This is a genomic window from Gracilibacillus dipsosauri (assembly GCF_003176895.1).
GTDB classification, from domain to species: Bacteria; Bacillota; Bacilli; order Bacillales; family Amphibacillaceae; genus Gracilibacillus; species Gracilibacillus dipsosauri.
Map to the genome: position 1 here is coordinate 584,287 of NZ_QGTD01000008.1, position 23,917 is coordinate 608,203.

Annotated in this window: 20 protein-coding genes and 1 pseudogene; 5 read left to right on the top strand and 16 right to left on the bottom strand. The window is 36.9% G+C overall.

From position 1 onward, the window contains the following. Positions 1 to 11: 11 nt before the first annotated feature. Entirely contained in the window at positions 12 to 4,565 is a 4,554-nt protein-coding gene (gene gltB, locus DLJ74_RS09965) for a glutamate synthase large subunit (RefSeq protein WP_109984341.1), read from the bottom strand. A gap of 129 nt (positions 4,566 to 4,694) precedes the next feature. Here gltB and gltC point away from each other — a divergent pair, with 129 nt between their 5' ends. Next, entirely contained in the window at positions 4,695 to 5,597 is a 903-nt protein-coding gene (gltC, locus tag DLJ74_RS09970; RefSeq protein WP_054788443.1) for a glutamate biosynthesis transcriptional regulator GltC, read from the top strand. A gap of 49 nt (positions 5,598 to 5,646) precedes the next feature. Here the strand turns inward: gltC and DLJ74_RS09975 are convergent, their stop codons facing one another. Next, complete coding sequence (locus tag DLJ74_RS09975) at positions 5,647 to 6,525, bottom strand: 5'-3' exonuclease (RefSeq protein ID WP_109984342.1); 879 nt, start codon at positions 6,523 to 6,525, stop codon at positions 5,647 to 5,649. A 95-nt stretch (positions 6,526 to 6,620) separates the two neighbouring features. Between DLJ74_RS09975 and msrA the strand changes: the two genes are divergently transcribed. Next, positions 6,621 to 7,142 (top strand): peptide-methionine (S)-S-oxide reductase MsrA, encoded by a 522-nt coding sequence (gene msrA / locus DLJ74_RS09980; RefSeq protein WP_109984343.1) that lies wholly within the window; start codon positions 6,621 to 6,623, stop codon positions 7,140 to 7,142. Positions 7,143 to 7,152: 10 nt separating this feature from the next. Here msrA and DLJ74_RS09985 read toward each other — a convergent pair whose 3' ends face one another. After that, a complete protein-coding gene (locus DLJ74_RS09985) occupies positions 7,153 to 7,803 on the bottom strand; it encodes an HAD family hydrolase (protein WP_109984344.1) in 651 nt (216 codons plus the stop codon). A 28-nt stretch (positions 7,804 to 7,831) separates the two neighbouring features. Beyond that, the gene (locus DLJ74_RS09990; protein WP_109984345.1) at positions 7,832 to 8,392 is read right to left on the bottom strand and encodes a DinB family protein; all 561 of its coding nucleotides are present in this window, start codon (positions 8,390 to 8,392) and stop codon (positions 7,832 to 7,834) included. Positions 8,393 to 9,470: 1,078 nt separating this feature from the next. Here DLJ74_RS09990 and DLJ74_RS10000 point away from each other — a divergent pair. Both DLJ74_RS10000 and DLJ74_RS10005 read left to right on the top strand, forming a co-directional pair. Further along, complete coding sequence (locus DLJ74_RS10000; protein ID WP_109984347.1) at positions 9,471 to 9,845, top strand: ArsR/SmtB family transcription factor; 375 nt, start codon at positions 9,471 to 9,473, stop codon at positions 9,843 to 9,845. Continuing rightward, positions 9,842 to 10,717: an aldo/keto reductase gene (locus DLJ74_RS10005; RefSeq protein WP_109984348.1), complete on the top strand. Its 876-nt coding sequence runs from the start codon at positions 9,842 to 9,844 to the stop codon at positions 10,715 to 10,717. Before DLJ74_RS10000 ends, DLJ74_RS10005 begins: the two co-directional genes overlap by 4 nt. Positions 10,718 to 10,890: 173 nt before the next feature. Here the strand turns inward: DLJ74_RS10005 and DLJ74_RS10010 are convergent, their stop codons facing one another. The 11 genes and pseudogenes from DLJ74_RS10010 to DLJ74_RS10055 form a co-directional block, all read right to left on the bottom strand. Beyond that, positions 10,891 to 11,391: a DinB family protein gene (locus DLJ74_RS10010; protein WP_109984349.1), complete on the bottom strand. Its 501-nt coding sequence runs from the start codon at positions 11,389 to 11,391 to the stop codon at positions 10,891 to 10,893. 74 nt (positions 11,392 to 11,465) lie between these two features. After that, the gene (locus DLJ74_RS10015) at positions 11,466 to 12,383 is read right to left on the bottom strand and encodes a helix-turn-helix transcriptional regulator (protein WP_109984350.1); all 918 of its coding nucleotides are present in this window, start codon (positions 12,381 to 12,383) and stop codon (positions 11,466 to 11,468) included. Positions 12,384 to 12,448: 65 nt separating this feature from the next. Next, positions 12,449 to 12,559, bottom strand: a pseudogene (locus tag DLJ74_RS10020) (penicillin-binding protein); the annotation flags it as partial. Between the two features lie 108 nt (positions 12,560 to 12,667). Next, positions 12,668 to 13,135, bottom strand: coding sequence for an NUDIX hydrolase (locus DLJ74_RS10025; RefSeq protein WP_054788437.1), 468 nt, complete (start codon positions 13,133 to 13,135; stop codon positions 12,668 to 12,670). Positions 13,136 to 13,500: 365 nt separating this feature from the next. After that, a complete protein-coding gene (hisIE, locus tag DLJ74_RS10030; protein WP_109984351.1) occupies positions 13,501 to 14,151 on the bottom strand; it encodes a bifunctional phosphoribosyl-AMP cyclohydrolase/phosphoribosyl-ATP diphosphatase HisIE in 651 nt (216 codons plus the stop codon). After that, on the bottom strand, positions 14,141 to 14,899 hold the full coding sequence (gene hisF / locus DLJ74_RS10035) for an imidazole glycerol phosphate synthase subunit HisF (RefSeq protein WP_109984352.1): 759 nt from the start codon (positions 14,897 to 14,899) through the stop codon (positions 14,141 to 14,143). Before hisF ends, hisIE begins: the two co-directional genes overlap by 11 nt. Continuing rightward, on the bottom strand, positions 14,896 to 15,522 hold the full coding sequence (hisH, locus tag DLJ74_RS10040) for an imidazole glycerol phosphate synthase subunit HisH (protein ID WP_109984353.1): 627 nt from the start codon (positions 15,520 to 15,522) through the stop codon (positions 14,896 to 14,898). The genes hisF and hisH overlap by 4 nt, the downstream gene beginning before the upstream one ends. After that, the gene (gene hisB / locus DLJ74_RS20445) at positions 15,519 to 16,106 is read right to left on the bottom strand and encodes an imidazoleglycerol-phosphate dehydratase HisB (protein WP_054788435.1); all 588 of its coding nucleotides are present in this window, start codon (positions 16,104 to 16,106) and stop codon (positions 15,519 to 15,521) included. Before hisB ends, hisH begins: the two co-directional genes overlap by 4 nt. 3 nt (positions 16,107 to 16,109) lie before the next feature. Next, on the bottom strand, positions 16,110 to 17,393 hold the full coding sequence (hisD, locus tag DLJ74_RS10045) for a histidinol dehydrogenase (protein WP_181397496.1): 1,284 nt from the start codon (positions 17,391 to 17,393) through the stop codon (positions 16,110 to 16,112). Further along, the gene (hisG, locus tag DLJ74_RS10050) at positions 17,390 to 18,010 is read right to left on the bottom strand and encodes an ATP phosphoribosyltransferase (protein WP_109984354.1); all 621 of its coding nucleotides are present in this window, start codon (positions 18,008 to 18,010) and stop codon (positions 17,390 to 17,392) included. The genes hisD and hisG overlap by 4 nt, the downstream gene beginning before the upstream one ends. After that, positions 18,007 to 19,131, bottom strand: coding sequence for an ATP phosphoribosyltransferase regulatory subunit (locus DLJ74_RS10055; RefSeq protein ID WP_109984355.1), 1,125 nt, complete (start codon positions 19,129 to 19,131; stop codon positions 18,007 to 18,009). Before DLJ74_RS10055 ends, hisG begins: the two co-directional genes overlap by 4 nt. Before the next feature lie 194 nt (positions 19,132 to 19,325). On the opposite strand from DLJ74_RS10055, the gene hisJ reads away from it, so the two are divergent. Continuing rightward, on the top strand, positions 19,326 to 20,162 hold the full coding sequence (hisJ, locus tag DLJ74_RS10060; protein ID WP_342767737.1) for a histidinol-phosphatase HisJ: 837 nt from the start codon (positions 19,326 to 19,328) through the stop codon (positions 20,160 to 20,162). Positions 20,163 to 20,204: 42 nt separating this feature from the next. Here hisJ and DLJ74_RS10065 read toward each other — a convergent pair whose 3' ends face one another. Continuing rightward, the gene (locus DLJ74_RS10065) at positions 20,205 to 23,810 is read right to left on the bottom strand and encodes a dynamin family protein (protein ID WP_109984356.1); all 3,606 of its coding nucleotides are present in this window, start codon (positions 23,808 to 23,810) and stop codon (positions 20,205 to 20,207) included. Positions 23,811 to 23,917 lie beyond the last annotated feature (107 nt).

Sequence of the window (23,917 nt, forward strand, 5' to 3'; positions counted from 1 at the left end):
ACGTCTCCTTTCTACTGCGTTATTTCCTGTTTTTCATCAGAGTGATCATTCATTTTATTGTCTTTTTTAGCCATGAAAGCCTGATAACGAGCTGCCTCTGTTGAGAAACCTTGACTCTCATACCATTGAATTTTTTCTAGCATCTGTTTATAATCTGTAGGGATTACCTTGACAAATTTCTCCCTTTCATTTTCCCAATCTTGAAGAATAGTTGCTGCTTTACTACTATTCGTGTAAATATAATGTTTGGTAATAAATGTTTTTAGTTTTTCTATTTCCTTCGGATCTTGAAGCCCTTCAAATTGTATTAACTCATCATTACATAATTTTTTGAAAGCTTCGATATGATCTGGCTTAATATAGGCTATACCGCCAGACATACCTGCTGCAAAGTTTTTCCCTACATTCCCTAGAATAACGACATGACCACCTGTCATATATTCACAGCCGTGATCTCCGACACCTTCTACTACAATATCCGCACCTGAATTCCTTACTGCAAAACGTTCTCCAGCATATCCATTAATAAAAGCTTCCCCACTGGTCGCTCCAAAAAATGAAACATTTCCGGCAATCACATTATTAGCTGGGTCAATCGTAGATTCCTCAGGTACCCGGACAATAATTTTCCCTCCTGATAAGCCTTTCCCAACATAATCATTGGCATCTCCTGTTACTTCCATAGTCATCCCTTTTGGTATAAACGCACCAAAGCTTTGACCGGCAGAACCTTTAAATTTAAGAGTAATGCTGTCTTCAGGAAGACCTTTTTCTCCGAATTTTTTCGAAATTTCACTTCCTACGATCGTTCCTGTTACACGATTGGTATTTTTAATTGGAAAGGATGCTTCCATTTTTTTACCAGACTCGATTGCATGCCTCACTCTAGGTAAAATATCTGTCATGTCTAAGGATTGATCTATTTTATGATCTTGCTTTCTACGAGAACTAGCATTTCCTTCAGGTCGGTAAAGCAATGTGGTCAAATCCAAATATTTCGCTTTCCAATGTTCGTTCGCACGATCAGATACCTCTAAGATATCGGTACGACCTACCATTTCATCCATTGTTCTAAAGCCTAGTTCTGCCATCAATTCTCGAACCTCTTGTGCAATAAATGTCATAAAATGAACGACATGCTGAGGATCACCCGTAAATTTCTTTCGAAGCTCTGGATTTTGTGTTGCAATTCCAACTGGGCACGTATCTAAGTGACAGACTCGCATCATGACGCAGCCAACCGCAACTAGTGGAGCGGTCGCAAATCCAAATTCTTCCGCACCAAGTAATGCGGCCATCACTACATCTCTACCTGTTAATAATTTTCCATCTGTTTCTAAAATTACTCGATCTCGTAAGCCATTGAGCATTAGGGTTTGATGTGCTTCAGCAAGCCCTAATTCCCATGGTAATCCCGCATGTTTAATACTCGTTTTTGGAGAAGCACCTGTCCCTCCATCATAGCCGACTACTGAAATAACATCAGCATTGGCTTTCGCTACACCTGCTGCAATGGTACCAACTCCTGACTTGGCCACAAGCTTTACACTAATTCGTGCATCCCGATTGGCATTCTTCAAATCATGAATTAATTGTGCTAAATCTTCAATAGAATAAATATCGTGATGTGGCGGTGGCGAAATCAAGTCAACTCCTGGTGTAGAACCACGTACATCTGCCACCCATGGATATACTTTCGTAGCAGGTAATTGTCCGCCTTCGCCAGGCTTCGCACCTTGTGCCATTTTTATTTGTAATTCCTTCGCATTCACAAGATAGTGACTTTTGACCCCGAATCGACCGGAAGCAACTTGCTTAATCGCACTGGAACGCCAATCTCCGTTTTTGTCCACAACAAAACGACTAGCATCTTCGCCACCTTCTCCACTGTTACTTTTTCCACCTATTCGGTTCATTGCGATCGCTAGTGCTTCGTGCGCTTCTTGGCTTATAGAGCCATAGGACATAGCACCTGTTTTAAATCTTTTCACGATTGATTCCACTGACTCTACTTCCTCAATCGATATAGATTGTCTTTTTTTGAAGCTAAATAAGTTACGTAGAAAACCAATTCTTTCTTCATTCGCTGCTTTAGTGAATTTCTTAAATAATGAATAATCACCTCTGCGACACGCCCACTGTAAGGTATAGATAGTATGAGGATTAAAAGCATGGTGCTCCCCAGCTTTTCGCCATCTATATTCACTTCCTGAGTCCAATGATGCCTCTATCACCTTCTTGTACCCTTCTTTATGTCGCTTTTCTGTCTCTAATTGAATGATAGATAGATCAATTCCATCAATTTGTGAGGCCGTCCCAGTAAAGTACTCTGCAATAACCTTCTTACTAATCCCGACTGCTTCAAAGGTTTGCGCGCCACGGTAGCTTTGAACTGTAGATATCCCTATTTTTGACATAACTTTAACGATTCCTTCTGTCACAACATCGATAAATTTTTGCTGTGCTTCAGCAAAAGTAATAGGTAGATCCTGATTTTGAACCGCTACATTCAACGTTTGGTAGACTAGATATGGATGAATGGCATCAACTCCATAACCTAACATTGCCGCAAAATGATGAACCTCTCTTGCTTCTCCTGTTTGCGCAATAATACTTGCCTTCGTTCTTAAACCCTCTCGAATTAGATATTGGTGTAATCCACTTACCACAAGTAATGTTGGTATTGCTATATGGTTTGCATCTGTTGCTTTATCTGATAAAACAATGAGATTTATTCCACTTTGAATAGCGTTTTTCGCCTCATGAAATATTTCTTGTAATCTATCTTCCATATTATGTTGGTAAACCGAATCGATCACTTTTGCATGGAGGCCCTTGATAGATTGACCTTCCAGTTTTTCTAATTGATCACTCGATAATATCGGAGATTCTAAACGAATTCGAATTGCTTTCTTTTTGCTCGGATGTAAGATATCTCCTTCTGCCCCTAGCCAAGTAAGGGTAGAAGTTACGAGTTGTTCCCTATAGGCATCTATTGGCGGATTGGTTACCTGAGCAAACAATTGTTTAAAATAATGGAACAAAGACTGCGGTCGTTCTGACAAAACAGCTAGCGGAGTATCATTCCCCATAGCCCCGATCGGATCTTTTCCATCTATCACAAGTGGAAGGATATATTTCTCAATATCTTCCGTCGTATAGCCAAAGGCTTTTTGCAATTGTAATAATTGTGGTTCAACATCTTCTTCCTCTATCGCCTCAGCAGGAAGCTCTCTGACCTGATCTTCTAACCATTCTTCATAAGGATAGGCAGTTACCATCTCCTCTTTAATCTCTTTGTCAGATATAATACGACCTTGCTCTAGATCTACTAGCAACATTTTTCCTGGGCGGAGTCGTTCTTTGAGTAATATATTTTCTTCCTGATAATCAATTACTCCAACTTCAGAAGAATAAATAATATAATCATCTTTCGTTACATAGTAACGAGCAGGACGTAATCCATTCCGATCTAGTATGGCTCCAATTTGCTTTCCATTTGTAAAAGTGATGGAGGTAGGACCATCCCACGGTTCCATCATCATACTGTGATATTGATAAAAATCGCGTTTTTTGGGATCAATATTCGAATTCTTTTCCCACGGTTCTGGGATCAACATCATTGCAGCATGTGCAGGGCTTCTGCCTGCTAATGTAAAAAATTCTAAGGCATTATCCAGTGTGGCAGAATCACTACCATCTGAATGGACAATTGGTAATACTTTCTCCATATCTTTCCCAAATGCGTCTGATATAAATTGTTTTTCCCTTGCCCTCATCCAATTGATGTTTCCGCGCATTGTATTAATTTCTCCATTATGAATTAAATACCGATTAGGGTGTGCTCTCTCCCAAGACGGGAAGGTGTTTGTACTAAATCGGGAATGGACTAGAGAAAAAGCGGAAACGAAATCTTCATCCTGTAATTCCACGTAAAATTGATCTACTTGATCAGGAGTTAATAACCCTTTGTAAACAATCGTTCTACTTGATAAACTTGGAAAATAAAACCGGATTCCTTGTTCATTTGCCCAATTTTCTGCCTGTTTTCGAATAACATATAGCTTTCTTTCAAAGTCTAATTCATGTTGAATAGACCTTCCACGCTCAATAAATACTTGCAGAACCTCTGGCACCGTTTCTATCGCACTTTTTCCGATTTTAGAAGAATCTGTAGGCACCCTTCTCCAACCGATCAATTTTTGTCCTTCGGATGCAATCAGTTCATTCATTTTTTCTTTCGCTAATTGTTGTTCTGCCATATTTTGAGACAAAAATAACATACCAACGCCATACGAACCAACAGCTGGTAGTTGAAAGTCTTGACATTCTCTTCTAAAATATTTATCAGGGATCTGTACCATTAATCCGGATCCATCACCAGTAAGTGGATCACTGCCCTGCCCACCTCGGTGTTCTAATTTACACAGCATTTGTAAACCTTTTTTTACGATATCATGCGTTTGTTTTCCTTTAATATGTGCATATAAGCCAATACCACAAGCGTCATGTTCGAAATCCGGATGATAAAGCCCCTGCGGAGTAGGCATATCTCTATATGTCATATAAGTCTCCCCCAATCTAATCTTGCGTTTTTCGTGTGTAATTACATTGTATGTTTTCTTATTAATCTAAACAATATATAATAAGTATTATATTGTTCTCAAATTGATATATATTATGAGGTGAAGCGTGTGGAATTACGTCAATTGCGTTATTTCGTAGAGGTTGCAGAGCGAGAGCATGTATCAGAAGCTGCAATAGAATTACATGTTGCTCAATCTGCGATAAGTCGACAAATAGCGAATCTAGAAGCAGAACTTGGTGTCGAATTATTTGAGAGAGAAGGTAGGAATGTACGCTTAACTCATATCGGAAAGATATTTTTGACACATACCAAAACAGCATTAAAAGCTATCGATCATGCCAAAAAGCAGATCGATGAATATATTGATCCAGAAAGAGGATCGATAAAAATCGGTTTTCCTACCAGCTTGGCAAGTAATCTATTGCCTACCGTTGTTTCAGAGTTTAAAAAGAAGTACCCAAAAATAGGCTTCCAACTAAGACAAGGCTCCTATAATTTTTTAATTGAATCCGTAGAGAACAGAGAGATTGATGTGGCGTTTCTTGGCCCAGTACCATCTGAGCATCCTGAGATTATCGGAGATATTTTATTTACGGAGAATTTTTATGCGCTAGTACCTAGCTCTCATCCATTAGTCAATCAAGAACATGTCAATTTGCGTGATTTGCATGATGAGGATTTTGTTTTATTCCCAGAAGGCTATGTTTTACATCAGTTAGTCATTGATGGATGTAAACAATCGGGATTTACGCCAAAAGTGTCCTCCCAAGGAGAAGATTTAGATGCGATTAAAGGTTTAGTAGCGGCTGGTATAGGGATTACCCTATTACCCGAAAGTGCTTTTAATGACTTGAATCCACATTATAGTGCAAAAGTAGCCATTCAAAACCCTGAATTAAAACGAACTGTTGGCATTATTATTCCGAGAAATCGAAAACTCGCACCGTCAGAGCAAGTGTTCTATGAATTTATCAAGGACTTCTTCTCCAATTTAGACAGATTTCAGTAAACGAAAAACGATTACCAAGCAGATTATTTTGCGAGGTAATCGTTTTTCGTTATGAAAGGTTTTTTAACCATCTAACTGGATTGTTAAATTCTAGTTCTTCTATTAAATAGGTTTCGATTGTAGAACGATCTCTTTTCCAAATAGCAGTCTCTATAGCAAATTCTATAGGTACATCCGTCATAATCGCTGCTAATTTTCTAGATATCATCAAATCTTCTTTATATTGTTCTAGCTTTTTCTGCATTCCTTTAGGTAGGGAATCTTTTTCCTCTAATAGACGATCAATCGAGCCATATTGATCCAATAATTTTAGGGCTGTTTTTTCACCTATTCCTTTCACACCTGGATAATTATCAGAAGAATCCCCCATTAACCCTTTTAAATCAATAATTTGTAATGGAGATAGACTTTTCTTTTCATAGAAGTTATCCATCGTGTAGACCTCATAATTCCCTTGACCTTTCTTCATGATAGCTACATTTATCTGACGATCGACAAGTTGTAACAGGTCTTGGTCACCACTAACGATAGTAACGACAAACTCCTCTTGCAAGCGTTTAGCCAGCGTACCGATACAATCATCTGCTTCATAGCCAACTACTCCTACATTTGGAATATCAAATGCCGAAACAATTTCCTTCGCCAAATCAAACTGTGGGATTAATTCTTCTGGCGGTGTATCTCGATTTGATTTATAGTTATCATAAAGCTCATTACGGAATGTTTGACTTCCCATATCCCAACAACATACCACATGGGAAGGAGCAAAAGTCTCGATTGCATTGGTGAAATAGTTTAAAAAACCAAACAATCCGTTTCTTGGTATCCCTTTACTATTCACCATAAAATTACCGGTAAAGGCTGTTGCAAAAAAACCTCGAAATAATAATGCCATACCGTCAACAATTAGTACATGTTGTTTATTCATAAAATCTCTCAACCTCTTTCAAACTTCATTATTTACATCTTAACATATAAAGAGTATATTTGTGTTATTCTTGTTTTAAAAAGGAGGGGCACTAAATGAGAAAAATAGAAAAGGCAACCTTTGCAGGGGGATGCTTCTGGTGTATGGTAAAGCCATTCGACCAATGGGATGGGGTGATAAGTGTGGTATCAGGTTATACTGGTGGAACAATAGAGAACCCTAGCTATGAGCAAGTAAAAACAGGGACTACCGGCCATTATGAGGCGGTTCAAATAATGTATGATTCTTCTATCATATCCTATCAGACGATACTAGATTTATATTGGCCTCAAATTGATCCAACCGATGCTGGTGGACAGTTTCATGATCGAGGTCCGCAATATCGTACCGCTATTTTTTATCATAATGCAGCACAAAAGGAGACTGCCATTAATTCCAAGAAATCATTAAAAGAATCAAATAGGTTCCAAAAAGAGATCGTTACAGACATACTACCAGCTCAACCGTTTTATCCAGCGGAAGACTACCATCAAGCATTCTACAAGAAAAATGAAAAAGAATACAAATTAGATAGAGAAAAATCAGGTAGAGATGTATTTATTCAAAAATATTGGTAGTACATTTTCATTACAAGAAATGGAGGATTTCTAACAAATCGTCAATTGTATACTCTGTAGTGGCATGCTTCCAGTGCTTGTCCTTCTTCCAAACTCCTTTCATCCCAACTGCTGTTGCAGCTATTACGTCATTCTCGGGGTGATCACCAATAAAGAGACTTTCCTCTGGATTAACTTCAAGGTCCTGTAATGCTTTGAGAAATATATTTGGATTAGGCTTTTTCATCCCTTCCCACTCGGAAACTAAAATCGAATCAAAATATTTTTCGATTCCTAATGCCTGGATGTTATCCATTTGAAATTGTCCTCTTCCATTCGTGATCATACCGATTGCTATATTTCTTGTTTTCAATTCTTCTAGCATCTCAATAAGGTGTGGAAATGGAATACAGCTATATTTAAATTCACTTATATAATCTTGGAGCAATTCCTCCCATGATATTCCTATTATTTCAAATTCTTTTATCATTTGCTGATAAACTTTATCCTTCCATACATATCCTCTATTATCTAACTGAAGAAAACGTTCTATATATTCTTTTTTCGTAATAGAGTCCAGAAGATGCTCGAAACGGTCATATTGTAAATCAATAAACCTTCTTACAGATGCATCTCGATTAAGTAAGGTACCATCTAAATCGAATAAGACAGCTTTTATCATATTTCTTCAACCACCTTTATAAATCTGCTTAATGGTTATACTTGTTTTTATTACTATCTATTACATTATAATACTTCTCGCATAAAGAAAAATGATGTTTCTCATGTATTCCAAGCAAATGAATGCTTTCGATCAGGTTGGGGTTGCTGGCTAGCGGATCTATATAACGTATGTGTCCAGCTACATCGTCGCTAAGTTTTAACACGATTTTTTCTATTTGCTTAGTCTCTTTGTCTAATTCATTGACTAACCATCCAAAATCTACTTGATCCTTGGGCGGAACCAAAATGAAGGGTGCTTTCATTGGTTTCTTTTTTTCCAATTGATATTGTTTATAAATATTAGTGCTATGGACTGGATATGGTTTATTCTTTCGTAATGTTGCAAAGGGTATGGCTAAAGGAATGTAGATTTTACTCAGTCTTCTAAACCATCTCATCATTAAATACAAATGATAATATGTTTCCCCCCAAGACCATTTATCATCAGAGGGTCTTTGCCATTCCTTGCCTTTCCATAATTCGATTTTTATTTCTTTCCTCTGTTTATATATCCTTTGAAAATGTTCAACTAAATATATATTTTTCAAATTAACCTTTCCTCTCTATTAACGTGGATTTCCTTAAATACTGTATTAATGTTATTAGTACCATACTTATGACAAAAATAGGGATGAAATAGAGAATTGCATATTGAACCACTAAATATAAATTTGTAGTATCACTTACATCCCCGATTGCTAGACATAGTCCAATTATCAAAAGAATCAATCCAGTGATTATATAGCTATTTTTTTGTCGAAGTCTTATGAAAATAAAGGAAAGGCCAAAAACCGGAAATAAAGCAGCAGCTAATAAGGTGGTATTCCACAATAGATTCCATCCGACTCCATCTAATAAACCGGTAATTAAACAACCCCAAATAATGAAAGCGGAAATCGTAGTAATTACATTTATAAAGGCTAAATCCTTCTTTTTTAGATAGACAAAAATAATAGGACTTAACGTGATACAAAACATTATATAGTGAAAATTCTTATATCACTTATCTTTATCAGCTAGTAATCCTCTCACCATACAATTACTTTTTTGAAAATTAAATCTTTCATAAAATTCGTTGGCATCTTTCGTAGCTAAAGCAAAACGAGTATTTTGTACTTCTGGATGTGTCTACATACATTCAACCAGCCAAGAGCCCAAACCGTTGTCCTTATTACTACTATTAAACTTCCAAATATACTTAAATTGGTCTTGTTCTCACTCCAATTCGATTTTAACATAAAATACCAACAATTAGTCTAAAATTAGTCTAAAATTTTTAAAAATAAGGGTAGTACCAGCGAAGCTGACACCGCCCGCCATAAGGAAATCTCAAGATAATAATAAGTAATAAGTTGTATAAGTTAAATACTTCCCACTGTTCAACAATCGCGCCCGATTGAGCCCTATTGGAAGCATCTTTAATACCAACGAATGGTAGGTTTAATGTTTTAAAAGTTAATGATCTCGATTTTCTTTCTCGATGTGGTTTTAAGATAAAAAACGTGATATTCTTATTCCGTCGAAGGAAGTAATCCATTAATCCAATAGAAAAAAGCAGTTTCTGAAATAAATTTGGAGAAAAGGGTTTTGTTTGTTTAAAAATATAAACCACCAGGGAGAGGAAAAATGATTAATCAGGGAGACGAAGAAAATCTGGTAAACAAATTCAAAGAAAATCAAGATATATTATTTGCAATCGGAGATCAAACTAGGCAAGCCATCCTTATTACCCTAATGCAAGGGCTGCAACATCCCGGTATGCGAGTGGGAGAGATTACGGCAAAAACACATCTTTCACGCCCAACCGTATCCCATCATTTAAAAATATTGAAGGATGCGCAGATCATCAGTGTGCATAAAGAAGGAACCATGAATTATTATCACCTAGACTCCAAAAGCAAGCTCTTGACACTTAAAGGTCTCGTCGATCAGATCGAGGAAATGTTTTTGCAATGTAAATCAGACACTATCCTATATCAGGACGAAAGGAACAGGGTATGAAAATGACTGTAGAAACTAAGACAATTGAAGCGGTTAATGGCGTAAAAATCCCTCAATTGGGTTTCGGGGTTTACAAAATAAAGAAAAAAGAAGAGTTTGAAATGTCGATTCGTGAGGCTATCCGGGTAGGTTTTCGCCATTTTGATACGGCAAAAATTTATGGGAACGAAAAAGCATTAGGAACAGCCATTGAAAAAAGTCAGATCCCCCGAGAAAAATTTTTTATTACTTCGAAGGTGTGGAATACGGATCACGGTTATAAAGCCACTAAGAATGCGTTTGAACAAACCTGTAAAAAGCTTAATGTAAAATATCTTGATATGTACCTCATCCATTTTGCTTCACCTCATTATTTGGAAACATGGAAAGCAATGGAGGAACTATACATGGAGGGAAGGATTAAAGTAATTGGCGTTGCGAATTTTGAAATTCAACACCTTGAAAACATCATGAAACATTCTGAAATCGCACCGATGATTAACCAGATCGAGACTCACCCGGAGTTCCCACAAAATGAACTTCATGACTACCTCAAGAATCACCACATCTTACATGAGGCTTGGGGACCGTTGGGACAAGGGAATAAAGCATTACTAGAACATCCGGATTTAAAGACAATTGCTCATGAACATCAGAAAACGGTAGCTCAAATCATTCTACGTTGGCATCTACAACGAGGAATTATTATTATTCCCAAATCATCAAATCCACAAAGAATTAAAGAGAACAGCGATATTTTTGATTTTGTGTTAACCCATGAAGAAATGGGGAAAATCAGCCAACTCAACACGGGTAGAAGGTATTCAATTAAACCCACTGGCTATATGATTAATCCATTTTACAATAGATTGATGAAAATTTTCATGAAGTAAGTCAGTGAATAATTTTAATGCCATTACCTACCTTTTAGTAATGAAAAACCTAGATTGTCTCATATATAATGAATTCTTTTGTCTATTAATTTAAAAAAGCTTAATTTCTCTATTTAACATGAAGAAATTAAGCTTAATTTGGCTGAAAGTTATGGAATTTCTACTACTTTTTTCTAACTTTGGTACCAATACAATGCAACATCATTCATAGCGGAAGCATATCCTAGTTGTCTTAACATCGTGGTAATATTTCCTCGATGATAAGTACCATGATTGGCAACATGAAATAATATTTCTGAATACGCGGTTTCTCTAGGACCTGTCCAAGGATTATTCAGATTTATTCTCTTTTCTAAATCTGATTGACTATTTATCCATTCTTGATATTGTATAGCAAGTTCTTCATTAGACTCTATAAATTTATTTGCAGAATAGGAATTTGTCTCCTCTACAAGCGCCATAGACACTTCTAATGCTTCTTGCATATCCATTCCTTTCAGTGTTTCTAGCCACATAACATCTACCACATAGATGTGACTAAATGTTTTAGCGATGGTTGGATAGGAACTGCTAACCTCATCATATAGGACATTGCTCGGTAATTCTCTCATTCTTTCTAGTAATACCTTATTAGCCCAAACGTGATAATTGTACATATTTTTTGCATGATTCATTGAACAACCACTCCTTAACTTCTGTTTTTTTGTTTCTATTTGTATTATAAAAAAAGATATATGACAGCAGTTTGTCATACATCTTCATAAAGTTTAACTATTTTTTTTGCTTCTTCTATTAGGATGGCTTGCAGTTCAACAGGTTTTATAATTTTCACCCCACTACCAAAACCTAACAGAATAGATTTAAGCCACCTGGCATGTAGAGGTTCATAAACAGAAATGGTAAATGTCATACTTCCATCACGGTTAAGGACCTTCGGATAATTCCGGAATTGGTCTAATGCTCCTGATAAGGAGTTGGGATGCACCCAAATTACTACATCTTCAAATCGTTCCATATCGGACTTTGAATGTGATAACTCATCATCATTAATTTTATGATTTTGAAGATACGTATCTTGTGTTATGGTTATATTCATCATACGTGAGATCCGAAATTCTCTGTAATCCTTCCGTTCTCTACAAAAACTATAAATGTACCAGTTTCGGAACCGATAACGAAGGTGAATAGGTTCTATTTCTCGTGCAGTAAATTCATTTTTACTACTTACATAATCAAAACGAATTACTTTTTTATCAAGTATAGCCATTCGTAGTTCGGTTAACAAACGCGGCTCTGTTCTATGACTAGCCAAGTCAATCAATAGAGATTTATCGTAACCGGTTGGATCCACTGCAGACAACTTATCCATCGTATGTTGCATGTTTTTATCTTCAAAAATTCTCGACAAGCTACTGAGTACTGTAAGTAGAATGGAAATATCATTAGAGCCCATGAAGCTCTTGTCCATTTTGTATCCCTCAATGATCCCGAAACCACCGTTCGTACCTTGATGCGAAACAACAGGTATTCCAGCTGCACAAATAGCATCGATGTCTCGATAAATAGTCCGTGTTGTTACTTGAAATTCATCAGCTAAGCGAGAAGCTGACAAAATTTCATTATTTAGGAGTTTAAATATAATGGCTAGCAATCGTTCTAATTTCAATGCTTCTTTCCTTTCTTTAGTAAAATAATTTAACTCGGATATAGCTTAATTGGTACATTTAGGAGTTAATCAAACATATCCGCTACTAAGTTACTGAACTCTCTCAAATAGTGAAGATAATTGCCCACACCATAGTTATACATTTTGTTGTACATCTTTGCAACGACAAGATTATGTTTAGGCATATCAATAATATTCGAGATGAAAGGTTTTTTTGTATAAGTTGGTCTTCGAAAACCTTGATGAATCTTTTTACAAACATTCTGCATTTATTAAAAAGATCATTATTTTATTACTGGCTGTGAAACTCCATTTACCCAGTCTAGTATAAATGGAGCCTGGTGATTGTTTAAGCTTTTTGGTATTTCATTTTTATGTAAGAAGGCTAAATCTTTACTCTCATTATTCGCAATAAGTTTTCCATTGAAGTCGGTTACTTTAAATATAATTTGAACACTAAAAACTTTATCTCCATTTGAATAGTGTGCAAATCCGTTTTCACCAGAATAAATACCAAACAGTTCTACCTTGTTTAACTGAAGATTAGTTTCTTCTTGTACTTCTCTTTTTACTGTCTCCTCAAAAGTCTCACCAATCTCTAATATGCCACCAGGTATTCCCCAATGGTTATAGTCCGTTCTTTTCTGTAATAAAATTCTTCCTAAACCATCTTCAATAATCGCCCCACAACCAACTGTTATTAGAGTCTCTTTTCCAATCAACTTTCTCATCGTTTTTATATAATCATTCATATTTTATTCCTCTAATCAACATTTTAATAATTAATTTCCTAATAATAGATAGTAATGCTAGTCTCAATCCTGGTTGTCTCGTCAAGGATTTTAATTATTACCAAGTGTTTATCTTGGTTATCTTGCTTGCTAGCATGACTTTTGCCAAGATATATCCTTTTATCTTGGTTTTCTTTCCTGCCAGTTTGACTATCACCTAGATATATTCTTTTATTTGCTAATCACACCATTCCTTGCGATTAATTATAGAAGAAGAGGTTAAACATGTAAAATTGTTTCTCAATAAGGAATAACAGAAAGTAATTCAAAAAACCATCCTAAAAAATGTAGGATGGTTCTTTCTGCATCTATTCTAGAATCTAATCTTACCAATCTTTTATTTCGGGTCGGTCCCCTTTACTATTGCCTTTTTTAGCAAAGCGATTGGTTAATTCTTGTTTAACATCCTCGAGGCTTACACCTTGATTAGCCATCATAACGAACGTGTGGTAGAGTAAATCACTCACCTCATTGGTTAATTCTTCGTTATCCTTATTTTTCGCTGCAATGACAACCTCTCCGGCCTCCTCGATTACTTTTTTACCTATTTTGTCAACACCTTTTTCATATAAGTAATTCGTGTAGGAGTTCTCTACACGATGTTCTTTTCTATCTTCTACCTCTTGCATAACTTCCTCGATGATCGCTGAATGGTAAGGAGAAGTGCCATTATCCTTTACATGATTGAAGAAGCAAGAGGTTTCACCTGTATGACAAGCAGGACCATTTGGAATGACTTTAATGTGTAACGTATCGTGATCACAATCTAAATCAATCGATTGCACCTGTTGTGTATTTCCAGAAGTTGCCCCTTTATGCCATAATTCTTCTCTTGATCGTGAATAGAACCAGGTCTCATTGGTTTCTATTGTTTTTTGATAGGCCTCCTCGTTCATATATGCTAGCATGAGAACTTCTTTTGTCTGTAAATCTGTAATAATTGCTGGAATTAAACCTTTTGAAAAATCAGGCTTCACGAATAGTCACTCCTTGCTGTTTACATGCTTCTTTTACTTCTTGAATTGTAAAGGTATTTTCATGAAAAATCGATGCTGCAAGTCCTGCTGATACATCTGTCTGATTAAATACTTCTGGGAAATGCTCTGGCTTTCCTACACCTCCAGAAGCTATAACCGGGATGCGCACGGCAGCCACAACAGCTTCTGTTAAGGGATGATCAAATCCATTCTTCACACCATCTGTATCCACACTTGTTAATAAAATCTCGCCTGCACCTTTTGTTTCTACTTCCTTTGCCCATTCAATCGCATCAATTCGCGTATCTTTTGTTCCTCCATGTGTCATGACGTGCCATTTGTCACCAACACGTTTCGCGTCGATTGCGACAACAATACACTGTGCACCAAATCGCTCAGAGGCTTCCGATATGAGAGAAGGATTTTGGACAGCAGCCGAATTCATGCCTACCTTATCTGCTCCGGCTTGTAATAAGCGATTCACATCCTCTATCGAGCGTACACCACCCCCGACTGTAAATGGGACAAACACATTTTTTGCAGTCTCTCTTACAATATCAACCATTGTTTGGCGACCTTCATTGGTTGCTGAGATATCTAAAAACACAATTTCGTCTGCTCCAACCTTAGAATAATTAGATGCCATTTCAACTGGGTCTCCTAATTCTCTTAGTCCTACGAAATTTGTCCCTTTTACAACTTTTCCTTCCTTTACATCTAAACAAGGAATAATTCTTTTCGCAATCATGCGTCCATCCCCCTAATAGGTGAATATTCTTCCGTTAATTTCATCACGATTTTTAACAGCTCCACGCCAACCTCTCCGCTTTTTTCTGGATGAAATTGAATACCAAATACATTCCTATCCCTTACCATTGCAGGTACCCTAGCACCATAGTTTGTCGTAGCAACGAGATATTTTTGCTGTGTTGTAGCTTGATAAGAATGCACAAAATAGACATGTTTGTCCCGAAGCTTAGCAAATGCCTCGTTCTGATTTTCAATTTGAAGCTGATTCCATCCGATATGTGGTAGAATAAAGCTTGTTTCTATTCTTTCAACCGTGCCTGGAATTAATCCGAGTCCTTCTGTCAGACCATTTTCATAACCCTTTTCAAACAATAACTGCATACCAAGACAAATTCCGATAAAAGGTTTTTCCTTCGCTAGCTCACGTAATGGCTGCATTAGACCTCTCGTTTCAATTTCTTCAACTGCTGCTTTAAAGGATCCGACACCAGGTAAAATGATATGACTTGCTTTTTTTAATCGTTCAACTGAATCCGTTATTTCTATCTCATAGCCTAATTTCTGAAAGGCAGTTGTTACACTTGCTACATTACCCATTCCATAATCTACGATGGCAATCATTCGATTAACCCCTTCGTAGAATTAACCCCTTTTATTTCTGGATTAATCCGAATAGCCTCTGATAAGGACCGACCTAATGCTTTAAAGATTGCCTCGATCTTGTGGTGAGTATTTTGACCATATAATACCTTAGCATGAAGTGTAATGCCTGCTTGAAAGGCAAATGCTTGCAAAAATTCCTGAACTAATTCTGTATCAAAATTACCTAGTTTTGAGTTATCAAAGGATGCATCAAATACAAGAAACGGTCTACCACTAATATCCAGTGCAACAAATCCAAGTGATTCATCCATTGGCACATAAGCACTGCCGTAGCGATTAATCGATTTCTTATCACCTAACGCTTCTTTTATTAACTGACCTAAGACAATTCCGACATCTTCAACAGTATGGTGACTATCAATATGCAAATCTCCATTTGCTTTTACTTCTAAACCAATTCGACCATGTCGCGCGAATAACTCGAGCATATGATCAAAAAAACCCACCCCTGTATCAATGTTGACTTCACTTGGATCATCTAAATGGACCGATATACTAATCTGGGTTTCAAATGTCTTTCTCTGTTTACTAGCTGTTCTCATCTATTATTTTCCCTCCAAGCGCTTGGAAACGGCTCTTCCGTGTCCTTCAAGCTGTTCTTCATTTGCTATATTAATGACATGTTCACTCGCTTCTTTAAGTGCGGTTTCTGAGTAATAGAGATAGGTAGTTTTTTTAACAAAATCATCGACTGATAGTCCTGAAGAGAATCTTGCCGTGCCGGATGTTGGCAATACATGGTTTGGACCTGCATAGTAATCGCCTAAAGCTTCAGGTGTATAGTGTCCTAGAAAAACGGAACCAGCATGTCTCACCTTATTCAAATAACTGATCGGATCCTTGACTTGAACTTCTAAGTGTTCTGGTGCAATTTTATTTGCGATTTGGAACGCTTCTTCTAGTGTCTTCACTACGACACCTGCACCTTTTTCTGTTAATGCGGCCTCTGCTATGGACTGTCTCGGTAAATCATCACATTGATTCTCAAGCTCTAGCTGTACTTGTTTCATCATTTCAGAAGATGTGGTAATTAAAAATGCACGTGCATTTGTATCATGCTCTGCTTGAGCGATTAGGTCTGCTGCAATAAAGATTGGATTTGCAGTTCCGTCTGCAATAATTGCTACTTCACTAGGACCAGCGATCATATCGATACCTACATCTCCAAACACTAGTGATTTAGCTGCAGCTACATAGGCATTTCCTGGGCCTACAATCTTATCAACTGCAGGGATCGTCTCCGTTCCATAAGCGAGTGCTGCGATTGCTTGTGCGCCACCAACCCGATAAATTGTTGTCACTCCTGCGATATCTGCTGCAACCGAAAGGATCGGTGCAATTTCTTCTCCATTTCTTACTGGTGTGACCATAATGACTTCCTCAACGCCAGCAAGTACTGCAGGAATGGCATTCATTAAAACAGAGGATGGGTAACAGGCTGTACCACCTGGAACATAAATTCCGACACGATCAATTGGACGGAAGAGCTGACCAGAAATAATACCATTTTCCGCTTGCATCATTCGTGAGTTATTAAGTTGCTTTTGGTGAAATGATTTAATATTTTCGGCTGCTTTTTCCAGTGATGTAATGATTTTTTGATCAACCTTATCCCATGCTTGTGTACGTTCAGCCTCACTTACAAGAAAAGAATCTGGTGCTTCTCCATCAAATTTTTCGATAAATTTGCGAACAGCTTCGTCTCCTCCACTTTGGACCTCGGCAATTATTTCACTAGCAGCTTGTATAAATTGCTGTTTATCTTGACTGTTTGTCTTGGTTGGATTGGCATGTGTTAAAAAATCCTCCACTGAAAATAATTTAATCATGCTTCTTTCACCCCTTTTTTGAATGATTCGATTACAGGAACTAATTGATCTCTTTTTATTTTTAAGGAAGAGCGATTGGCAATTAATCTTGCGCTAAAACTTAAGAACTCATCTTCTATTACTAGACCGTTCTCCTTTAATGTCGTACCTGTTTCGACAATATCCACTATAGCATCTGCTAAACCTAAGATAGGAGCTAATTCAACTGAACCTTCGAGTTTAATAATATCGACGGATTCGCCCTTATTACGGAAGTATTCCTTTGTAATATTTGTAAATGTACTAGCAATCCTTTTCTTGCGATTCGGCCATTGGTAGTTTGCCTTCGTAGCTAAGGCCATTCGACATTTGCCAAAAGGTAGTGGAAATAGATTGTAAACATCTGGCTGATGCTCAATTAAAATATCTCCACCGACAATGCCAAGGTCTGCAATCCCGTTTTCTACATAGGTGGTCACATCGGCACCCTTGGCAAAAAAGAAAGAAAATTGCTCTGTTTCCACTTGAAGCTTCCTACCTTTATTGAAAAGTGGCTCTATATCATAATTTAATTCTTGGAAAAATGCTAGAAATTGCTTTTCTAAACGCCCTTTTGTTAAGGCTATAACTGGCTTCATCGTTCAACCACCTTATATTGATTGTTTTCCTGAATAATTTTATAGAGTTTATCATACATCCCATCTGCTTGAACATCATATTGAATATCCACAATAGCTTCTGGCAACTCTTTTCTAAGAGATTCTGCAATGGCATGTGTTTTAGGACTAGCTAATATACAGGCTTTGTTCCTAGACGCCTCTGTAACCATATGCTGTGCAAGAATATCAACATCAAAAGCTAGACCTACAGCGGATGTCTCCTGTTTAAACTGTTTATAGAGTTTATCATATCTTCCGCCAGAAAAGCAGATAGAACCCCCCGATGTTAAAAACCCTCGGAACATAATCCCATCATAATATGGCAAGTTTTTCACACGCCCTAAATCAACGATAACCTCCGTCTCACCAGTCTGTTCTAATAAGTGAATAAGTTGTTCCAAATGGTTTAATATTTTTAATAGCTCTGCTTGGTCGTGCCATAAGTCATGGTATGTTGATAAAATCTCTTTGGAGCCATAGGCATCAATTAATTGTATTAATTGATCCTTTATCGCTAGGAGTCCTTCCTCCTCCACGATTTGTTCGACCAAATCACTTCGTTTATCATGCATCGCTATCCGCAGATTCTCTTCCTGCGCTTCTTTCAAGGAATAAGGTGCAATGATAGTTTCAAAAATTCCCGTATGTCCTAGTTCGATAACATATTGATCGATATTTAATGTATTTAAATATTGGACAGCAGTTAAGAGACACTCACTTTCGCCAAGAAACTGATCAGCATGCACAATCTCAATCCCTGCCTGCCTGCTCTCAATTCCATCTTTATCATTACGAAAAATAGAGCCCTGGTACGACCACTTCTGGAACGACGGATGTTGTTTAGCAATTGCCCGAGCTACTGCTGCCGTCCAATCAGGTCGCAATACTTCGATTTCTCCTTCATGATTAAACCATTTCAGCATGTTTTGAAGGTCCATTCCTGCGATTTCGTTCGTAAATGTATTGGCATATTCCACGACTGGGGTGGAGATTGCTTTGAAATTGCGTTTCTCTACTACTTGTCTAAACGTTTCTGATGCTTTTAAACGATTGGAAATAAGAACACCTGTCTCATCCTGACTACCAGCTGGTAAAAACATTCATTGTCACATCCTACATCTATACTTTATTAGTTTACCACTCTACTGTGGTAAAGCGATATTTTCTTCCTTAACTTTATCAAAACTCCTGTCTCCTGTCAATGCAGTTTTTATGTTAACTTAGATAAATGAAGTTCTTTTCATTTTCATGCAAACAGATTATAATAGCAGGATATAAATAAAGGAGATTAAGCATGATGAAATATTACGGTGATTATCATATTCATACTCATTTTTGCCCTCATGGTACTAAGGATACCATTTCAACCTATATCGAAAAAGCAATATTGCTCGGACTAAAAGAAATAAGCTTTACCGAACACGCCCCTTTACCTGAGGGTTTTACAGATCCAACACCGAATAAGGATAGCGCGATGAGATGGGCCGATGTAGAGGATTATATTCGTCAGATTCAACAATATAAAAAAGAGTACCAATCTGACATAAAAATCAATCTAGGCTTTGAGGTAGATTATATCGAAGGCTTTGAGCAAGAAACAAGGCAATTTCTAAATCTGTTTGGTGTAGAAATCGATGATGCCATTCTTTCTGTGCATATGCTGAAAACACCTGCCCAAAGCTATGTTTGTCTCGATTTTAGTAAGGAGATGTTTGCAGAAATTATCGATGAATTCGGCAATGTGGACAAGGTGTATCAAAAATACTATCAAACGATGGAACAAGCAATTCTTTCCGACCTTGGAACTTATAAACCAATACGTTTAGGGCATCTAACCTTAATTGAAAAATTCAAAAAGAGATACAAACCAAAAGCTGATTATGAGCGTACCATTACTTCATTATTGTCCTTAATCAAAGAAAGGAAAATGGCACTAGATGTTAATACGGCCGGTCTTTTCAAGGAAGATTGTGAGAGTATCTATCCATCTCTGCATTATGTAAGACTAGCTGAAGAAAAACAAATCCCTTTAGTACCAGGATCCGATAGCCACACAGCAGAACACCTAACTCGTGGGTTCGATCATATGCCAGCAGATATCCTATACAGTAGACCAACTGACAGAAAATAGATAGGCCCTCTAAATATGAATGACAAACAGCTAGGAAACTCCCTAGCCGTTTGTCCGGTTCATTAATTCTTGATTCAATTTCTCGAGTAATTCGATATTCTCGAAGTTATCTGTTAAGCCTTTCTTCACATTTTCAAAATAAGTAGATACTTCATTTGAATAATTTGCCCATACCTGTTGATCCTCTTTAATCCAAAGTTGTGCGTAGTGATCCTTTAAAGCTGATTGAATACGTGAAAATTCTTCTTGCCATTGCTTACTAAATACTTGTTTGAGTTCCTCTTCCAGTTTGTCACGATCATTTTGAGCAAAGAATGTTTTCGTATCTTTAAAGATATGGGCAAAACCTTGTACAGTTTTATCCTCTAGATCTATCTTCTGAAAAAGATTAGCTTCTTCTACTGACATTTCTTCTAATTCTGAAAGGGAAAAGCTTGAATCAACTTTTTGAAGCTGTCGATTGATTTCATTCCTCCATTGTTTCCATTCCACATTCCAAAAAGCATTTATTCGAATTAGGATTGCTTCTAATTCATATTTCATTCGTTCATTTATTTGTTTATTGAGTTCTTTAATGGCGATAACTAATTCTTCTTTCCCTTTTCTGCCATTCGATTGAATCGATCCAGGACTAATGAAATCCCGAAACATGTCAATAAATTGGATCATAAAACGTTGCATGACATAAAAGCATTGCTTTTCTAGTTTTTGTTCAATGGATTGAAAATAAGTGGATGTATTCCTTTGTTCAATGATATGGTGCATTTGTGCTTGATTATTTTCATTTTTCGCTAGGAATGCTTCACGCTTTGTTTGATCACTATGACTTAATTCTAGCCATTTGGTCACTAATGCATGAATTCGAGAGATATCGGTATAGATCGATTGCATGCTTAATTGGGTTAGCTCCTCTGTAATAAAAGAATAAAAAGAGCTTTCGAATGCCTTCATTCCAGATGGTGTCGTTGTTTGTCCCTCTTTTTTTAATTGCAATGCTTGCTGACTGGATACAGGGTACATTCTAGGATGATGAATATCAAAGCTTTTTAACTGTGTCTTTACATAGTCTGTAACGAGATTAACCTCCGTTTGATCCTTGGCCAGATCCATTGCATTGACGATGAAGAACATTTTATCCAGTTGAAATGCATCTTTAACACTTCCCAGCTTTTCTAAAAATGCTTTATCAGGCCGCGAAAAGGGATGGTTATAATACGTTACAAATAATATGGCGTCAGCATTTTTAATATAGGAAAAGGCAAGTTCTGTATGTCTAGCGTTCACAGAATCTGCGCCAGGTGTATCGACTAAGGTAATATGTTGCCGAGTTAATGGGCAATCATAATAGAGCTCCATTTCCTTCACAAAGCAGGATATCTGTTCTTCACGCACATAATTAGCAAACTGGTCAAAATGAATCTTAAAGGAACTACCAATTTTATTCTTCAGATTAGGAAGACCTGTATAAAAAGCATGTAGAAAGGTTTTATGTTGATCCTCGATTTGTAGTTTATCTATCTTATGTTTATGAATCCATTTCTCCACTTCGTCTAAATTTTGAAAAGCTACTTCACCCAAAATGGAGGTGATATCTGCAATAAGTTCACCTTCACTCTTTAAGTGAACATAAACTTCCTTGTGTTGAAATTCTTCATTTGGTGGACTTATTTTATTGATCGCTGCTGTCGTTGGGTTTGGTGAAACAGGCAGTACCCTTTCTCCCATCAAAGCATTAGCAAAAGACGATTTGCCTGCACTGAAAGCCCCGAACAGTGCAATGGTAAAATGACGATTTTCTAACCGCTCTCGTTTTTCCATTATTTCTTTTATAAATGGTTTTAATGAGTCTATTTCCTTCGTATGCTCCACCAACCATTCCACATCTTCTAATGTGGATTCCATCTGATAACGAGCATTTTTCTTCAAGGGAGGAACATTCTCATTTATATGTCCATCCTCTGTATCCTGGAAATTCCATTCCTTCTTCATAAGTTTTTTTATTTGCTCGCGCTCTGTTAATGTTCGTTGAAACGCTTCTATTTGTCGTTGATCTATTCTAAAGTCAGATGATAAATGCTCCTCGAGCTCATTTTTATAATGCATGAACGCTAATTTTTCTGCTTGAATTTCTTGTTTGATTTTTTGCGACTGTTCTAACACCTTAATCCTCTTATCTAATTGATCAATTTTTTCATTAAACTCACGAAATATCTCATTACTCTTCTCATGCCATTTGTCTTTATAATATTGTCTATATAGTTTCTTCAATTGGTTGGCAAGCTTGTCAGTATATACTAGAACATATTCACCAGTTGTCCTAACATTATCATTCATTTGTTCTACTAATTGTTCCTGACTAAATTGTTTGTCGAAAATAGACTCATTTAAAGCTGTCGACGTATATGGTAAAAGGAATTCAGTTACCTTATCACGTAGCTTCCATTCCAAAGTGGTTTCCACTTGTTTTTGGAGTGCTTGGTAAAAGGCTTCTAAACGTCTCGTGCGCTCAAGTTCCGTTTTTTGTTTCGATTTGAATAATCCTATTTTAAAAGTTGGCTCATATGCTTGTAGCATATCCTTTGCAAGCTCACGAAGCTCAAACGGCATTAATGGAGCATTTTTCAAGGTCTGCTCCACCATTTTCCTATACGTAGACTCTACATCATTTTTCGCTGTAATTAGATCAGCCTTCTTACTTTGTAGCTCTTGTTTACTTCGATCATCTTGTATTTCGATAGCACCCAATTCATCCTCTAATTCCGTCAGCTTTTGATCCATTTCTTCTTGTTTTTCTGCTATGCTCTCCTGAATGATATGATTAATCCCATGATAGGAGGTTTGATCCACTAGTTCTTGACATGGTTGAACCATTTTTTGTTGAATATTTGTTTGTAAGCTAGACCATTGATTGTCAGTCCATGCTTGTTCTTCTTTTAAAGATGTAAAAAATACATCAGTTGGTTGAATACCCCATTGTTGAAAGACTTTCTCGAGGCTTGATTTAAAATCATCGAAAGAGATTTCCTCTTCTTTATGCTTATCCATTTGATTAATGATCACCGCATAAGGCTTATTTAATGCTTCAAGATGTTTCAAAAATGAAGCATTCACTTCGGATTGGACATGATTGTAATCCATTACATAATAAAGAAAGTCAACGACATGCAGAGCAGATTCGGTCAGAATTCGATCTGCATCATCTGCAGCATCGATTCCAGGTGTATCCATTAGGGTTACCTGTGGTGGCAAATCCGTATTGTTTTTTATTATTTCCACCTTACAGATTTCTTCGCCATCTCGGCACAATGCATGTAACTCACTAAGAGAGATACTCGAATCTAATCTCACCGGCTTTTGCTCGGTAAAATGAATGATGTATGCATCTTCACCACGTTTTATTTCTACAATATTTGCACTGGTCGGAATGGGACTCTGTGGTAACAGTGCTTCATCTAATAAATGATTTAGAATGGTCGATTTACCTGCAGAGAAATGTCCACAAAAGCAGATATGCTGCATTTGTTTTTCCTTTTTCTGATAAAAATCAACCATTTTTTCTTTACGCTCCAATTGTTCATGTTGATCAAAATAGCAATACAATCCAACCATTTGTTCTAATTCATAAGACCTGACAGTTGTTGTCCCCATTTACGAAAACTCCTTCTCTTTAGACAGAAAACGCAGAAATATAATTTAATTATTTATTATACTAGTTTTAACACATTTCGCCAATAGCTCTTTTAACTACTTAAAGC

Excerpts from the sequence above, each read along its gene's own strand:
- gltB (WP_109984341.1), bottom strand. The coding sequence starts at position 4,565 with ATGACATATAGAGATATGCCTACTCCGCAGGGGCTTTATCATCCGGAT.
- DLJ74_RS09975 (WP_109984342.1), bottom strand. The coding sequence starts at position 6,525 with ATGAATAAACAACATGTACTAATTGTTGACGGTATGGCATTATTATTT.
- msrA (WP_109984343.1), top strand. The coding sequence starts at position 6,621 with ATGAGAAAAATAGAAAAGGCAACCTTTGCAGGGGGATGCTTCTGGTGT.
- DLJ74_RS09985 (WP_109984344.1), bottom strand. The coding sequence starts at position 7,803 with ATGATAAAAGCTGTCTTATTCGATTTAGATGGTACCTTACTTAATCGA.
- DLJ74_RS10000 (WP_109984347.1), top strand. The coding sequence starts at position 9,471 with ATGATTAATCAGGGAGACGAAGAAAATCTGGTAAACAAATTCAAAGAA.
- DLJ74_RS10005 (WP_109984348.1), top strand. The coding sequence starts at position 9,842 with ATGAAAATGACTGTAGAAACTAAGACAATTGAAGCGGTTAATGGCGTA.
- DLJ74_RS10010 (WP_109984349.1), bottom strand. The coding sequence starts at position 11,391 with ATGAATCATGCAAAAAATATGTACAATTATCACGTTTGGGCTAATAAG.
- DLJ74_RS10025 (WP_054788437.1), bottom strand. The coding sequence starts at position 13,135 with ATGAATGATTATATAAAAACGATGAGAAAGTTGATTGGAAAAGAGACT.
- hisF (WP_109984352.1), bottom strand. The coding sequence starts at position 14,899 with ATGATTGCGAAAAGAATTATTCCTTGTTTAGATGTAAAGGAAGGAAAA.
- hisH (WP_109984353.1), bottom strand. The coding sequence starts at position 15,522 with ATGATTGCCATCGTAGATTATGGAATGGGTAATGTAGCAAGTGTAACA.
- hisB (WP_054788435.1), bottom strand. The coding sequence starts at position 16,106 with ATGAGAACAGCTAGTAAACAGAGAAAGACATTTGAAACCCAGATTAGT.
- hisD (WP_181397496.1), bottom strand. The coding sequence starts at position 17,393 with ATGATTAAATTATTTTCAGTGGAGGATTTTTTAACACATGCCAATCCA.
- hisG (WP_109984354.1), bottom strand. The coding sequence starts at position 18,010 with ATGAAGCCAGTTATAGCCTTAACAAAAGGGCGTTTAGAAAAGCAATTT.
- DLJ74_RS10055 (WP_109984355.1), bottom strand. The coding sequence starts at position 19,131 with ATGTTTTTACCAGCTGGTAGTCAGGATGAGACAGGTGTTCTTATTTCC.
- hisJ (WP_342767737.1), top strand. The coding sequence starts at position 19,326 with ATGATGAAATATTACGGTGATTATCATATTCATACTCATTTTTGCCCT.
- DLJ74_RS10065 (WP_109984356.1), bottom strand. The coding sequence starts at position 23,810 with ATGGGGACAACAACTGTCAGGTCTTATGAATTAGAACAAATGGTTGGA.